The following is a 14,583-nucleotide window of genomic DNA, read 5'->3' as shown; positions in this document are numbered from 1 at the left end:
AGTGCTTGTTTTCAGGTGTTCATGGGTGGGTTGTGGTTGCTTTCCTCGTCGGTGGTGCCATGGCCCGAAATTTTTTGTAACTAGTTTTTGCTAGTTTTTGTTTGGCCAGATGTTTGGCTCTTTGTTTTGATTGCGCCCCCTTTGTGGGGTGTGGTTGAAGGGTTTTAACGGAGAGTTTGATCCTGGCTCAGGACGAACGCTGGCGGCGTGCTTAACACATGCAAGTCGAACGGTAAGGCCCTTCGGGGTACACGAGTGGCGAACGGGTGAGTAACACGTGGGTAATCTGTCTCACACTCTGGGATAAGCCTGGGAAACTGGGTCTAATACCGGATATGACCTTCCCCCGCATGGGGGTGGGTGGAAAGCGTTATGTAGTGGTGTGAGGTGGGCCCGCGGCCTATCAGCTTGTTGGTGGGGTAATGGCCTACCAAGGCGGTGACGGGTAGCCGGCCTGAGAGGGCGATCGGCCACACTGGGACTGAGACACGGCCCAGACTCCTACGGGAGGCAGCAGTGGGGAATATTGCACAATGGGCGCAAGCCTGATGCAGCGACGCCGCGTGGGGGATGACGGCCTTCGGGTTGTAAACCTCTTTCAGCGCCGACGAAGCGAAAGTGACGGTAGGCGCAGAAGAAGCACCGGCCAACTACGTGCCAGCAGCCGCGGTAATACGTAGGGTGCGAGCGTTGTCCGGAATTACTGGGCGTAAAGAGCTCGTAGGTGGTTTGTCGCGTTGTCTGTGAAAACTCGCAGCTTAACTGTGGGCGTGCAGGCGATACGGGCAGACTTGAGTACTGCAGGGGAGACTGGAATTCCTGGTGTAGCGGTGAAATGCGCAGATATCAGGAGGAACACCGGTGGCGAAGGCGGGTCTCTGGGCAGTAACTGACGCTGAGGAGCGAAAGCGTGGGGAGCGAACAGGATTAGATACCCTGGTAGTCCACGCCGTAAACGGTGGGTACTAGGTGTGGGTTCCTTCCACGGAATCCGTGCCGTAGCTAACGCATTAAGTACCCCGCCTGGGGAGTACGGCCGCAAGGCTAAAACTCAAAGGAATTGACGGGGGCCCGCACAAGCGGCGGAGCATGTGGATTAATTCGATGCAACGCGAAGAACCTTACCTGGGTTTGACATGCACCAGACGCGTCCAGAGATGGGCGTTCCCTTGTGGCTGGTGTGCAGGTGGTGCATGGCTGTCGTCAGCTCGTGTCGTGAGATGTTGGGTTAAGTCCCGCAACGAGCGCAACCCTTGTCTCATGTTGCCAGCACGTAATGGTGGGGACTCGTGAGAGACTGCCGGGGTCAACTCGGAGGAAGGTGGGGACGACGTCAAGTCATCATGCCCCTTATGTCCAGGGCTTCACACATGCTACAATGGCTGGTACAGAGGGCTGCGAGACCGCGAGGTTCAGCGAATCCCTTAAAGCCAGTCTCAGTTCGGATCGGGGTCTGCAACTCGGCCCCGTGAAGTCGGAGTCGCTAGTAATCGCAGATCAGCAACGCTGCGGTGAATACGTTCCCGGGCCTTGTACACACCGCCCGTCACGTCATGAAAGTCGGTAACACCCGAAGCCCATGGCCCAACCCCTTGTGGGAGGGAGTGGTCGAAGGTGGGATCGGCGATTGGGACGAAGTCGTAACAAGGTAGCCGTACCGGAAGGTGCGGCTGGATCACCTCCTTTCTAAGGAGCTTTGCTCTTAGAGATTATGTTGTCTGCTGTCACAGCCGAATGTGTTGTGGGTGGGCGTCCGGGTGGACATGTGCGGATTATCAAAAATTGTTGTGGTGGCACACTGTTGGGGTTCTGAGGCTCCATGCCCGTGTGGTGTGGGTGGTTTCAGGCATGGCTTGGCTGCTGCTGGTTGTGATGACTGGTGTGCGGGGTTGTGTGTGTTGTTTGAGAGTTGGATAGTGGCGTAACGAGAAATAACTGTGATTGTTGTTTTAGTGTTCTTTTAGACCATTGTTTGTGGTGGTAAGTGTTTTAGAGCGCATGGTGGATGCCTTGGCATCAGGAGCCGATGAAGGACGTGGGAGGCCGCGATAGGCCTCGGGGAGCTGTCAGCCGAGCTGTGATCCGAGGGTGTCCGAATGGGGAAACCCAGCACGAGTGATGTCGTGTTACCCACCGTTGAATGTATAGGCGGTGTGGAGGGAACGCGGGGAAGTGAAACATCTCAGTACCCGCAGGAAGAGAAAACAAAATGTGATTCCGTCAGTAGTGGCGAGCGAAAGCGGAAGAGGCTAAACCTTGTATGTGTGATACCCGGCGGGGGTTGCGTATGAGGGGTTGTGGGGCGTTGTTGTTCTGTCACCGCCGTGATGGTCAAATGCAGTCAGTGTGTTAGCGGAAGTTGCCTGGGATGGTGCGCCGGAGGGGGTGAGAGTCCCGTACGTGAAAACATGCTGTGTGTTTGTGATGATGTACCCGAGTAGCAGCGGGCTCGTGGAATCTGCTGTGAATCTGCCGGGACCACCCGGTAAGCCTGAATACTCCCTGATGACCGATAGTGGATAGTACCGTGAGGGAATGGTGAAAAGTACCCCGGGAGGGGAGTGAAATAGTACCTGAAACCATGCGCTTACAATCCGTCAGAGCCTTCCCTTTTGGGGTGGGGTGATGGCGTGCCTTTTGAAGAATGAGCCTGCGAGTTAGTGGCATGTCGCGAGGTTAACCCGTGAGGGGCAGCCGTAGCGAAAGCGAGTCTGAATAGGGCGTCGTAGTGGCATGTTCTAGGCCCGAAGCGGAGTGATCTACCCATGGCCAGGGTGAAGCAGCAGTAAGATGTTGTGGAGGCCCGAACCCACTTAGGTTGAAAACTGAGGGGATGAGTTGTGGGTAGGGGTGAAAGGCCAATCAAACTCCGTGATAGCTGGTTCTCCCCGAAATGCATTTAGGTGCAGCGTTACGTGTTTCTTCCTGGAGGTAGAGCTACTGGATGGCCGATGGGCCCTACCGGGTTACTGACGTCAGCCAAACTCCGAATGCCAGGAAGTGAGAGCGTGGCAGTGAGACTACGGGCGATAAGGTTCGTTGGTCGAGAGGGAAACAGCCCAGATCGCCGGCTAAGGCCCCTAAGTGTGTGCTCAGTGGGAAAGGATGTGGGATCGCTTAGACAGCCAGGAGGTTGGCTTAGAAGCAGCCATCCTTGAAAGAGTGCGTAATAGCTCACTGGTCTAGTGGTCCTGCGCCGATAATGTAGCGGGGCTTAAGCACACCGCCGAAGCCGCGGCACTCACACAATACATCCGCGCATCCTTTTGGGGGTGTGTGTAGTGGTGTGGGTGGGTAGGGGAGCGTCCTGCATCCAGGGAAGCAGCCGTGTGAACGAGTTGTGGAGGGTGTGGGAGTGAGAATGCAGGCATGAGTAGCGAATGACAAGTGAGAAACTTGTCCGCCGGATGACCAAGGGTTCCTGGGGCAGGTTAATCCGCCCAGGGTGAGTCGGGACCTAAGGCGAGGCCGACAGGCGTAGTCGATGGACAACGGGTTGATATTCCCGTACCCGTGTGGGCGCGTCCGTGGTGAATCAGTGATACTAACTGTCCTGAAGCTGTTTCGGCCACTTCGGTGGTTGTGGTAGTGGATGCACAGGACCTGATCTGGTAGTAGCCAAGCGATGGGGTGACGCAGGAAGGTAGCAGGGCCAGTCAATGGTAGTACTGGTGTAAGCCCGTAGGGCGACAGGTAGGCAAATCCGCCTGTCATTAAGCCTGAGAGGTGATGCGACCCCATTTGTGGGGGATTCTGTGATCCTATGCTGCCGAGAAAAGCCTCTAGCGAGTTCCCACATGGCCCGTACCCCAAACCGACACAGGTGGTCAGGTAGAGAATACTAAGGCGATCGAGTTAACTGTGGTTAAGGAACTCGGCAAAATGCCCCCGTAACTTCGGGAGAAGGGGGGCCTTTACCGGTGATACTGCTTGCCAGTGGAGCTGGTGAGGGCCGCAGAGACCAGAGAGAAGCGACTGTTTACTAAAAACACAGGTCCGTGCGAAGTCGTAAGACGATGTATACGGACTGACGCCTGCCCGGTGCTGGAAGGTTAAGAGGACCGGTTAGCCTGTAAGGGCGAAGCTGAGAATTTAAGCCCCAGTAAACGGCGGTGGTAACTATAACCATCCTAAGGTAGCGAAATTCCTTGTCGGGTAAGTTCCGACCTGCACGAATGGCGTAACGACTTCTCTGCTGTCTCAACCACAGGCTCGGCGAAATTGCATTACGAGTAAAGATGCTCGTTACGCGCGGCAGGACGAAAAGACCCCGGGACCTTTACTGCAGCTTGGTATTGGTGTCTGATTCGGTTTGTGTAGGATAGGTGGGAGACTGTGAAGCGGGCACGCTAGTGTCTGTGGAGTCGTTGTTGAAATACCACTCTGACCGGATTGGGCATCTAACTTCGAACCATGAATCTGGTTCAGGGACAGTGCCTGGTGGGTAGTTTAACTGGGGCGGTTGCCTCCTAAAATGTAACGGAGGCGCCCAAAGGTTCCCTCAGCTTGGTTGGCAATCAGGTGTTGAGTGCAAGTGCACAAGGGAGCTTGACTGTGAGACTGACAGGTCGAGCAGGGACGAAAGTCGGGACTAGTGATCCGGCACTTCTGTGTGGAAGGGGTGTCGCTCAACGGATAAAAGGTACCCCGGGGATAACAGGCTGATCTTCCCCAAGAGTCCATATCGACGGGATGGTTTGGCACCTCGATGTCGGCTCGTCGCATCCTGGGGCTGGAGTAGGTCCCAAGGGTTGGGCTGTTCGCCCATTAAAGCGGCACGCGAGCTGGGTTTAGAACGTCGTGAGACAGTTCGGTCTCTATCCGCCGCGCGCGTTTAGAAACTTGAAGAAGCCTGTCCCTAGTACGAGAGGACCGGGACGGACGGACCTCTGGTTTGCCAGTTGTCACGCCAGTGGCATGGCTGGTTAGCTACGTTCGGAAGGGATAACCGCTGAAAGCATCTAAGCGGGAAGCCTGTTCTGAGATGAGGTTTCTCTTCACACTGTGTGTGAGTAAGGCCCCCTAGAGATGATGGGGTTGATAGGCCAGAACTGGAAGCCTAGTAATGGGTGGAGGTGACTGGTACTAACAGGCCGAGTGGCTTACCACTTACACTCTGTGTCTCAAGTGGTGGTTGAGTGTGAACATTATTGATGATTGTGGTTTTTTCTTGTCGTGTTGCGTCACTATCCGGCTGTCTGAGACAGCACATGCATTCACCCTGGCGGTGATGCCACCTTAAGCATTCGTGTGTTCCCTGTAGGGGGATGCAGGGTGTGGTGGTGTCCTGTGTGGGGGTGGGGTTGTGTTGTTGTGTTCTTTGTCTCGGTGGTGTTAGCAGAGTGGGAAACGCCCGGTCCCATTCCGAACCCGGAAGCTAAGCCCTCTTGCGCCGATGGTACTGCACTCGTTGGGGTGTGGGAGAGTAGGTCACTGCCGGACAAGGGTTGTTGGTGGTGGGGTGTGTCAGACATAGTTCTGGTGCACCCCACCACTATTTTTTTACTACAATCAAAGTCGAACTATATATGGCGCGGTCATCCGTGTTGTTTTCCGTGCGATAGATGCACATTCTCTGGAAGGACCTCGTGTGGACGATCGTGGCGAGCGCAAAAGACAAACCGAACGCCATGCGACATCGGGACGAGACAATCCAAACCGTGATCGGAACTCCAACCGGACGCAAGGTCGCAACACGCCACCAGGTCGCGGCGGCCAAGACCCCAACCGTCAACGGTTTAACCGCTCTTCCTCACGAGATTCCGGTTCATCAGTTCGCGATGATCGACCACGCGACCCATTCCTGCCGCCTGAAATTGAACCTCAACAACTCCCACCTGAAGTTCGCCGCGACCTACTCTCGCTAGACAAAACGTCAGCCGAACTGGTTGCGCGCCACCTAGTATGCGCCGTCGAATTACTCGACGAAGATCCCAAACGAGCCCTCGAACATGCACGCGCAGCTCGTCGTCGAGCCTCCCGAATCGCAGTCGTTCGCGAAACCGCTGGCATCACCGCGTATCACGCCGGCGAATGGGCTGAGGCGCTCAATGAACTCAGAACAGCTCGCCGCATCAGCGGAGGCAGTGGACTTGTTGCCATCATGGCTGACTGCGAACGCGGGCTCGGTCGTCCGGAGAAAGCACTCGAACTCGGTCGCACATTCGACACAAAATCTCTTGATGGCGACTCCGCAATTGAACTCAAGATCGTCCTCGCCGGCGCGCGAATGGACCTTGAGCAATACGATGCAGCAGTCGTAACCTTGCAGGGCCCAGAACTGGATGCCGCAAAGGAAGGTCCAGCTGCGGCACGGTTGTGCTACGCCTACGCTGAAGCCCTACTCGCAGCCGGTCGCACCGACGAGGCCCACGTATGGTTCATGCGATCCGTGGAAGCTGACCCGGAAGAAACCGACGCAGAAGACCGCATGGTGGAGTTTGCGCGTGATACGCCAGACAGCGACAGCGACGCTTAGTCTCCATAACCCAAGGTCTTCATAACCCAAGCAGATCACATGGCGAAAACCCTTCGGACGAGCCACGACGTACTCCTACTCGACCTTGATGGCACCCTCTACGCCGGAAATCGAGTCCTACCGTACGCAGTGGAGGCCCTCGCTTGGCCTGGAACGCAACAAGCTAACGCCCCGCGATGCTTGTACGTCACCAATAATGCAAGCCGAAGTGTTGACGAAGTTGCTGCACACCTGAACTCATTGGGGTTTGCAGCTACAAATAGCGACATCATCACCAGCGCCCATGCCGCAGCAAAACTACTCTCCGTAACCCTGCGAGCAAATGCATCAAGTGAGGGCACTGTGCTCGTCGTCGGTACCGATGCGCTAGTTGAGGAAGTTCGCGCAGTAGGTCTGAGCGCAACTCGCAGCTTCGGTCCTGAGGTCATTGCTGTGGTCCAGGGGCATTCAACTCACACTGGTTGGGCGGACTTAGCAGAAGCGGCACTAGCAATTAGGGCAGGCGCTACGTGGATCGCCGCGAACATTGATGCAACCCTCCCGACGGAACGTGGCCTTTTGCCTGGGAATGGTTCCATGGTGGCCGCGCTCCAGGCGGCTACGAATGAAACTCCAATTGTCGCTGGCAAACCCGGGAATCAGATTTTTCATGATGCATTGAGTGTCGACGATTTTGTGTCACCACTGGTTGTTGGTGATCGGCTCGACACAGATATTGCGGGCGCAAACGCGATGAGACTGCCGTCGCTCTACGTAATGACAGGTGTTTCCCAACCCGTTGATATCTTGGCTGCTCTACCAGGCGAAAGGCCGACTTACATAGGTGCGGATTTACGTGCGCTCGATAGCTCGCCAGATGTCCTTCGGGTCAAAACGGGCGACGATTGGTCAATACACGCAAGAGGCCAAACAGCGGTCACGGTGTCGCTAAAAGCATCGTCAGACCTCGGTGATAGTGCGTCCGCGCTTCGGGAGTTGGCAGCAGTAGTGTGGCCCATACTGGACACATCATCCCCTGAGTGCACCGTGAGTGTGGTTGCCCAAGATGCTCAGTCGCAGGCACTGCTCAACACGTGGTTGCAGGGTAAGCGCGTCATGACAAGCGCTTGCGGCCGTGTGTCAGCTAGCGTTATCTCCGATGAGTAATTCGACAACAAACGTACGGGCGCCGATACCTGGGCCTAGCCGCGCAGCGAGTTCAGCTTGGACGGCGGAACGGGTTCAGAATGAAATGCGCTCGCTGTGCGACAAACTCGATGCTGGGCGCGAAAGCGGCGCTCCGCTTACTGGTAGTGACATTGTGTTATTCGAACGGGCGCACGCGATTCTCGCGGAGGCGCTTGACGCAGTGGAAGACGTCTGATGGCCCGTAGAGTGCGCGTGGATGCAGAGCTTGTGCGACGTGGTCTTGCGCGGTCGCGCGAGCATGCGGTTGAGTTAATTGCCGCTCGCCGAGTGCAATCCGCAGGTGCCGTGATCGCTAAGCCGGCTACTGCGATCGAAGTTCATGCCCCGTTGCACATCGTGGCAGGTGAATCAGACGACAATTGGGCGTCGCGCGGTGCGCACAAGCTCGTAGGGGCGCTCGAACGGTTCGAATCGGGAGGCCTTCAGCTGAAGGGCCGCCGATGTCTAGACGCCGGTGCGTCTACCGGTGGGTTCACTGATGTTCTCCTTCGTCGCGGAGTGTCAGAGGTAGCCGCTGTTGATGTTGGCTACGGGCAACTGGTGTGGCGGTTACAAAACGACCCACGGGTCAATGTCTTTGACCGGACTAATGTCCGCAATTTAGAGCCCCTTCAGATTGGCGGCGACGTTGATGTGATTGTCGCTGATCTGTCCTTTATTTCACTCGAACTTGTACTTCCAGCGTTCGCTCGATGCGCAAAACTGGGTGCAGATGTTCTGCCGATGGTGAAGCCGCAGTTCGAAGTTGGCAAGGAACGGCTAGGATCGGGCGGAGTAGTTCGCGATAGTGCGATGCGACGCGAAGTGGTGGTGAAGGTCGCGTGTGCCGCAGTTGCGCATGGCTTTGATGTCCGGGATGTAGTAGCAAGTCCACTTCCAGGACCTTCAGGCAATGTTGAGTACTTTTTGTGGCTGACAAAAGCTGCAGTCGTTGACAAACCGAGCGATCAAAAGGTTGCTTCTGAGGTGGTCGAGATGGTGGAACACATGGTGCGTCGGGCTGTTGACGAGGGCCCACAGTGACGAGCGGGGCAACTAGTGCGGCTGCGAGGGAGATCCTGCTAGTCGCGCACACCGGTCGGCCGGATATTGCACCTACGATTAAGCACGTTTCCCATATTCTTCAGCACTATGGCATGGGGTTGCGTGTACTTGCGCACGAAGCTGCGAGCACCCACCTCGTGGAGGAAACCTTATCGGGGTACGAAACTGTAATTGAGGCCGGTCCTGACGCTGCGGCGGGTTGCGAAATTGTTCTTGTTCTCGGCGGCGACGGATCTATGTTGCGTGCTGCGGAACTAGCTCGGCAAGCCAATATTCCGGTCTTGGGTATAAACCTCGGTCGGATTGGTTTCTTGGCGGAAACCGAAGTTGATCACCTCGAGGATGCGTTGGGTAAGGTCGTGCGGCGTGAGTATCGGGTGGAAACCCGAATGACGCTGGACATGAAGGTGTGGCTTGGTGGCGAAATTATCGCGTCGGGCTGGGCGCTAAACGAGGCGAGCGTCGAGAAGGCGCCACGACTCGGTGTGCTTGAAGTGGTGTTGGAGGTGGACGGTAGGCCAGTGTCCGCATTTGGGTGCGACGGTGTTCTTATCGCAACGCCCACCGGATCTACGGCCTACGCGTTTTCGGCTGGTGGTCCGATTGTGTGGCCCGAGCTTGAGGCATTACTTGTTGTGCCGAGCAATGCTCACGCGTTGTTCGCACGCCCCATGGTGACTAGCCCGAATTCTGTTGTTGCCGTGGAAATTGACCCTAGCGGCCATGATGCATTGGTGTTTTGCGACGGTCGACGAATTTCGCAAGTTCCCGCAGGTGGGCGTATCGAGTTCAGGAAGGACTCTGCCCCTGTTTTGTGGGCGCGGTTGGACTCCGCGCCGTTTGCTGACCGTCTTGTACGCAAGTTTGAGTTGCCTGTTCAAGGCTGGCGTGGGCGCTCGGTTGCAGGCTTGGGGGAGGAGTAATCGTGCTAGTTGAATTACGCATAAGTTGTTTGGGCGTTATCGATCAGGCGTCCGCAGAGTTGCACTCCGGTTTGACCGTCTTGACAGGGGAGACTGGCGCCGGAAAAACGATGGTCGTGACGAGCTTGCATCTGCTCGGCGGGGTGCGCGCTGATCCCAGGCGAGTGCGAGCTGGTGCGGACAGAGCCATTGTCGAGGGGCGCTTTAGTACCGAGACGTCTACTGAATCTACTCAAGCAGAAGTCACCGAGATGCTTGAATCGGCTGGCGCGGAACCTGATAGCGACGGATCGATCATCGCTGTGCGAACGGTGACGTCCGAGGGGCGTTCGAGGGCTCACCTTGGTGGGCGGAGTGTGCCGGCAAGTGTTCTTGGGCGGTTCACCGGAACCCTGCTTACGGTGCATGGCCAAAATGATCAGTTGCGACTGTTAAAGCCAGACCAGCAAAGGCATGCACTCGACAGGTTTGGTGCGGAGAAGATCGCACCGTTGGTGGAGAAGTATCGAAATGCGCGGCGACGGTGGAAAGAACTGGCTGCGGAGTTAAACGAACGAACAACTCGGTCGCGGGAACTTGCTCAGGAACACGATCGGTTGACGTTTGGGCTCAACGAAATTGACGAGGTTAGTCCCCAACCAGGCGAAGACGACCTGATCGCTGCTGAGGTACGTCGACTAGGTGACCTTGATTCGCTCCGTGAGGCCGCTACGTCTGCTGCTGCAGCTGTGGCTGGCGGTGGAGATTTTGGTAGCGGCAACGGCGATGACGCAAACGCACTGTCGTTACTCGGAGAAGCTCGGAACACTCTCGAAACGTCGGATGATCCAGTTTTGCGAGGACTAGCTACGCGCGCGGCCGAAGCAATCGCTGTGGTCAGTGACTTAGGTGCCGAGTTGAGTGGGTTCCTCAGTGACCTTCCGACGGATCCTGGGGCGCTCGACGGATTGTTGAGTCGGCAATCTGAACTGAGGATTCTCACGCGGAAGTATGCGGCCGATATCGATGGAGTAATTGCGTGGGCTTCGGCTGCACGAGAACGTCTGACGAAGATTGATGTTTCCGCTGATGCGCTCGAGGAACTAACGGCACAGGTGAGTAAGGCGCAAGCTGATGTGGCGACGTGCGCGGCGAAGCTTTCTGTCGCTCGGAAAAAGGCAGCTGGTTTCTTGGCCTCTGCTGTATCCGCGGAGTTGGCTGGCCTTGCTATGGGGAAGTCCACACTAACGATCGAAGTTGACTCAACGCCCGTTCCAGCGATGACCGAGGGCGCCGTTGAGATCGACGGACAGTGGTTTTCTGCTGGGCCGTATGGAGTTGATGAGGTTGAGTTTCGCCTCGCGTCTCACAGCGGCGCACAGCCAATGCCAATTGCAAAAAGTGCGTCTGGCGGAGAGTTGTCACGGGTGATGCTCGCGCTTGAGGTTGTTCTCGCTGGCGGCGATGGGGCAGGGACACTCGTATTCGATGAGGTTGATGCTGGCGTGGGTGGTCGTGCCGCGGTGGAGATTGGGCGGCGGCTAGCCAAACTTGCCCGCACCCATCAGGTGATTGTTGTTACCCACCTACCGCAGGTAGCCGCTTACGCAGACACTCATCTCGTGGTCGACAAACAAGATGATTCCCAAGGTGGAGTAGTCAGTGGAGTGCGGACACTAACCGACAGTGAGCGCGTTGCAGAGTTGGCCCGAATGCTCGCCGGGATGGGTGAGTCTGACACCGCCCGAGCGCACGCAGACGAGCTTCGAGCCACTGCGATTTCCGAGTGCGAAAATTTCGTAACTTTTTGATCTCGGCGCGCCTCCAACGAGATAACGCTTGACAGGTTCATCATCGGGACATGAAGATGCCCTCCCTGCTGTCGCGAAATAGCACTGCCTTGCCCGGATTGAGTGGCACTGCACGGTTCGATCGTGAAACGACGAAGGTTGTTCGCCGCGCGGGGCGTGGTGATGTGGTCGTCCTCAACCATCCAGATCTTGACCGCAAGACGTGTGATGTGTTGATCCGAGCCGATGTCGCCGCGGTGGTGAACCTGGCGTCGTCAATCACCGGACGATACCCCAACGCCGGACCGCTGCAGCTCGTACAAGCTGGCATTTTGCTTATCGATTGCGTTGATGGCGAACTGCAAGACGAAATCAAAGACGGCGCAAAGGTGCGCATCCACGAAGGGGATATCTTTCTCGGCCAGCGGTTGATTGGCCAAGGAATCGAACTTCGTGAAGAAGAAATCAAGGATCTTCTGGCCGATGCGAAGCAGTCTCTTGCCGCCCACTTAGATGATTTCGCCGGCAACATGGTGAACTTCCTCCACGACGAGAGCCCGTTGTTGGTTGAGGGAATCGGCGTGCCAGATCTTGATGTTCCGCTGAAGGACCGGCAGGTTGTAGTTGTCGGCGCGAACACGGGATTTGAGAAAGACCTCAAGCGTGTGCGTCCGTTTATTAAGGAATACCAGCCGATACTCATCGGTGTGAATGGCGGTGCCGATGCGCTGTTCCGGTCCGGTAGCAAGCCAGACCTGATTATCGGCGATCCGGATGTGATTAGTTCGGAAACATTGAAATGTGGCGCGCAAATCCTGTTGCCCGCAGAGCCTGACGGTTATGCCAAGGGCCTAGAACGCGTGCAGGACCTCGGGGTGGGGGCAATGACGTTCCCTGCCGCATCGAGCCCCGCTGACCTCGCATTGCTGTTGGCTTATCACCACGGTGCGTCCCTAATCGCCACGGTAGGTATTCGTGGCTCGCTGGAAGACTTCTTTGACCGCGATGGTGTGGACGACGCTCCGTCCACGTTCCTCACACGTCTCCGTGTTGGCGACCGGCTAGTTGACGGGCGCGCGTTGGCGACGCTCTACCGAAGCAGGGTATCGATCACGGCGATTGCGCTGTTTGTGCTCGCGCTGATGTCAGCTGCGTTGGTGGTGCTTCTCATCGTCAATGGCGTCGAGGATCCGCTTCGCTGGGCTATCGATACGTGGAACTCGTTTGCATTGTGGGTGCAAGGGATCATCCAGGATCTGAGACAGTAGCTTGGCCGTGGTCTCACTCATTGTGGGATTTTAGTCTCGCTGACGTCGGGTTGTGGTTGTTGGTTCGCAGGTTTGCGGTGACAGGTGTTACCGTGAAATCCCGTGGGTCAGCAGGCCCCACACGTCGGTCGTAGTCTGCTCGAATAGTCACGGGAGTCTCTTTGCCATTCATACGTCATCACGCAAAATCCGAGACGAAGCACATTTTTGTCAGCGGTGGTGTTGCATCGTCACTCGGTAAGGGGCTCACAGCCTCAAGTCTTGGGCAGCTCCTTACGGCGCGCGGCTTGCGAGTGACCATGCAGAAGCTCGATCCCTATCTCAATGTTGATCCGGGCACGATGAACCCGTTCCAACACGGTGAAGTTTTTGTTACCGAGGACGGGGCCGAAACAGACCTCGACGTTGGTCATTACGAACGGTTCCTCGATCGGGACCTTCCGGGTTCAGCCAATGTCACTACGGGGCAGGTTTACTCCACCGTCATTGCTAAGGAACGCCGCGGCGAATACCTTGGTGACACAGTTCAGGTCATTCCGCACATCACCGATGAAATCAAGAACCGGATTCTCGCGATGTCCGGTCCTGATTTGCAGGGCCACGTCCCTGATGTCGTCATCACCGAAATCGGTGGAACTGTTGGCGATATCGAGTCGCAACCGTTCCTCGAAGCGGCACGTCAGGTGCGCCACGATGTTGGGCGCGCAAATGTTTTCTTCCTGCACGTGTCGTTGGTGCCGTTTCTGGCGCCTTCCGGCGAACTGAAGACGAAACCCACTCAGCATTCCGTTGCCGCGTTGCGTAACATTGGTATTCAACCTGACGCCCTTATCTTGCGCGCTGATCGTGACGTCCCCGAGGGGCTCAAGCGCAAGATCGCGTTGATGTGTGACGTGGATGAAGAGGGTGTCATCTCCACTGCGGACGCTCCGTCGATTTATGACATTCCCAAGGTGCTCCACAGGGAGGGCCTTGACGCGTATGTGGTGCGACAGTTGGGTTTGCCTTTCCGTGATGTCGATTGGACAGTGTGGGGTGACCTCCTCGACCGGGTCCACAAATCACGCGAGACCGTTCGCATTGCGCTGGTTGGCAAGTACGTCGACCTGCCTGACGCCTACCTTTCAGTGACGGAAGCGCTACGTGCGGGCGGTTTCTACCACCGCTCAAAGGTTGACATTAAATGGGTGCCGTCGGACGAGTGCGCCACCGAGGCGGGTGCGTCCGCAGCTCTAGGCGATGTCGACGGAATTCTCATCCCAGGCGGTTTCGGGATTCGCGGAATCGACGGGAAGCTCGGCGCAATTCGGTACGCACGTGCTCGCAAAGTTCCGCTGCTTGGGTTGTGCCTTGGCCTCCAGTGTGTCGTCATCGAAGCTGCTCGGTCGGTAGGCCTTCAGGACGCAAACTCGTCCGAATTTGAGCCAGAAACGCCGCACCCAGTGATTTCGACCATGGCTGATCAGCGTGACATCGTTGCTGGTAACGCCGACATGGGGGGCTCAATGCGTCTCGGCGCTTATCCCGCCAAGCTCGACAAAGGATCGGTTGTTGCTCAAGCGTACGGAACCACCTCGGTATCAGAACGCCATCGCCACCGCTTTGAGGTGAACAACTCGTACCGGGATCGCATTGCCAAGAGCGGGTTGCAGTTCAGCGGGACTTCCCCCGACGGCACTCTCGTTGAGTTTGTGGAGTACCCCAAAGCAGTACACCCGTTCTTCGTTGCCACTCAAGCGCATCCCGAGTTGAAGAGCCGACCAACGCGGCCGCACCCGTTGTTTGCTTCATTTATCAAGGCGTCGATGCGGTACAGCGCTGGTGAGCGTTTGCCTGTTGACTTCGACGATGCTGACGGCGAAACAACCGCGGATCTACCCACGAAGGCGTCGAAAGCAAAATCATGACCAAAG

Annotated in this window: 8 protein-coding genes and 3 rRNA genes; all 11 read left to right on the top strand. The window is 56.7% G+C overall.

The features are described from left to right. The first annotated feature begins 164 nt into the window (after positions 1-164). Positions 165-1,686 (top strand): 16S ribosomal RNA (locus tag IEW73_RS06105). A gap of 292 nt (positions 1,687-1,978) precedes the next feature. Continuing rightward, positions 1,979-5,110: ribosomal RNA gene (locus IEW73_RS06100) — 23S ribosomal RNA — on the top strand. Positions 5,111-5,324: 214 nt separating this feature from the next. Continuing rightward, a 5S ribosomal RNA gene (gene rrf / locus IEW73_RS06095) occupies positions 5,325-5,442 on the top strand. Together the 16S, 23S and 5S rRNA genes form the textbook arrangement of a ribosomal RNA operon. Positions 5,443-5,590: 148 nt before the next feature. Next, positions 5,591-6,478 carry a tetratricopeptide repeat protein gene (locus IEW73_RS06090; RefSeq protein WP_188671609.1) on the top strand — a complete coding sequence of 296 codons (888 nt, stop codon included), beginning with the start codon at positions 5,591-5,593 and terminating at the stop codon, positions 6,476-6,478. A 39-nt stretch (positions 6,479-6,517) separates the two neighbouring features. Next, a complete protein-coding gene (locus tag IEW73_RS06085) occupies positions 6,518-7,624 on the top strand; it encodes an HAD hydrolase-like protein (RefSeq protein WP_188671607.1) in 1,107 nt (368 codons plus the stop codon). Beyond that, positions 7,617-7,841 carry a hypothetical protein gene (locus tag IEW73_RS06080; protein ID WP_188671605.1) on the top strand — a complete coding sequence of 75 codons (225 nt, stop codon included), beginning with the start codon at positions 7,617-7,619 and terminating at the stop codon, positions 7,839-7,841. Before IEW73_RS06085 ends, IEW73_RS06080 begins: the two co-directional genes overlap by 8 nt. Next, the gene (locus tag IEW73_RS06075) at positions 7,841-8,689 is read left to right on the top strand and encodes a TlyA family RNA methyltransferase (protein ID WP_188671603.1); all 849 of its coding nucleotides are present in this window, start codon (positions 7,841-7,843) and stop codon (positions 8,687-8,689) included. Before IEW73_RS06080 ends, IEW73_RS06075 begins: the two co-directional genes overlap by 1 nt. Then, positions 8,686-9,633 (top strand): NAD kinase, encoded by a 948-nt coding sequence (locus IEW73_RS06070; RefSeq protein WP_188671601.1) that lies wholly within the window; start codon positions 8,686-8,688, stop codon positions 9,631-9,633. Before IEW73_RS06075 ends, IEW73_RS06070 begins: the two co-directional genes overlap by 4 nt. A gap of 2 nt (positions 9,634-9,635) precedes the next feature. Further along, positions 9,636-11,423, top strand: a complete 1,788-nt coding sequence (gene recN / locus IEW73_RS06065) for a DNA repair protein RecN (RefSeq protein ID WP_188671599.1) — start codon at positions 9,636-9,638, stop codon at positions 11,421-11,423. A 50-nt stretch (positions 11,424-11,473) separates the two neighbouring features. Beyond that, entirely contained in the window at positions 11,474-12,670 is a 1,197-nt protein-coding gene (gene steA, locus IEW73_RS06060; protein ID WP_188671597.1) for a putative cytokinetic ring protein SteA, read from the top strand. A 161-nt stretch (positions 12,671-12,831) separates the two neighbouring features. Next, positions 12,832-14,577, top strand: coding sequence for a CTP synthase (gene pyrG, locus IEW73_RS06055; protein ID WP_188671595.1), 1,746 nt, complete (start codon positions 12,832-12,834; stop codon positions 14,575-14,577). Positions 14,578-14,583: the final 6 nt, after the last annotated feature.

The organism is Hoyosella rhizosphaerae (assembly GCF_014643175.1).
In the GTDB taxonomy this organism is placed as follows: domain Bacteria; phylum Actinomycetota; class Actinomycetes; order Mycobacteriales; family Mycobacteriaceae; genus Lolliginicoccus; species Lolliginicoccus rhizosphaerae.
The sequence above is the reverse complement of the archived record's forward strand: the minus strand, read 5'-3'. Positions and strand labels throughout refer to the sequence as shown.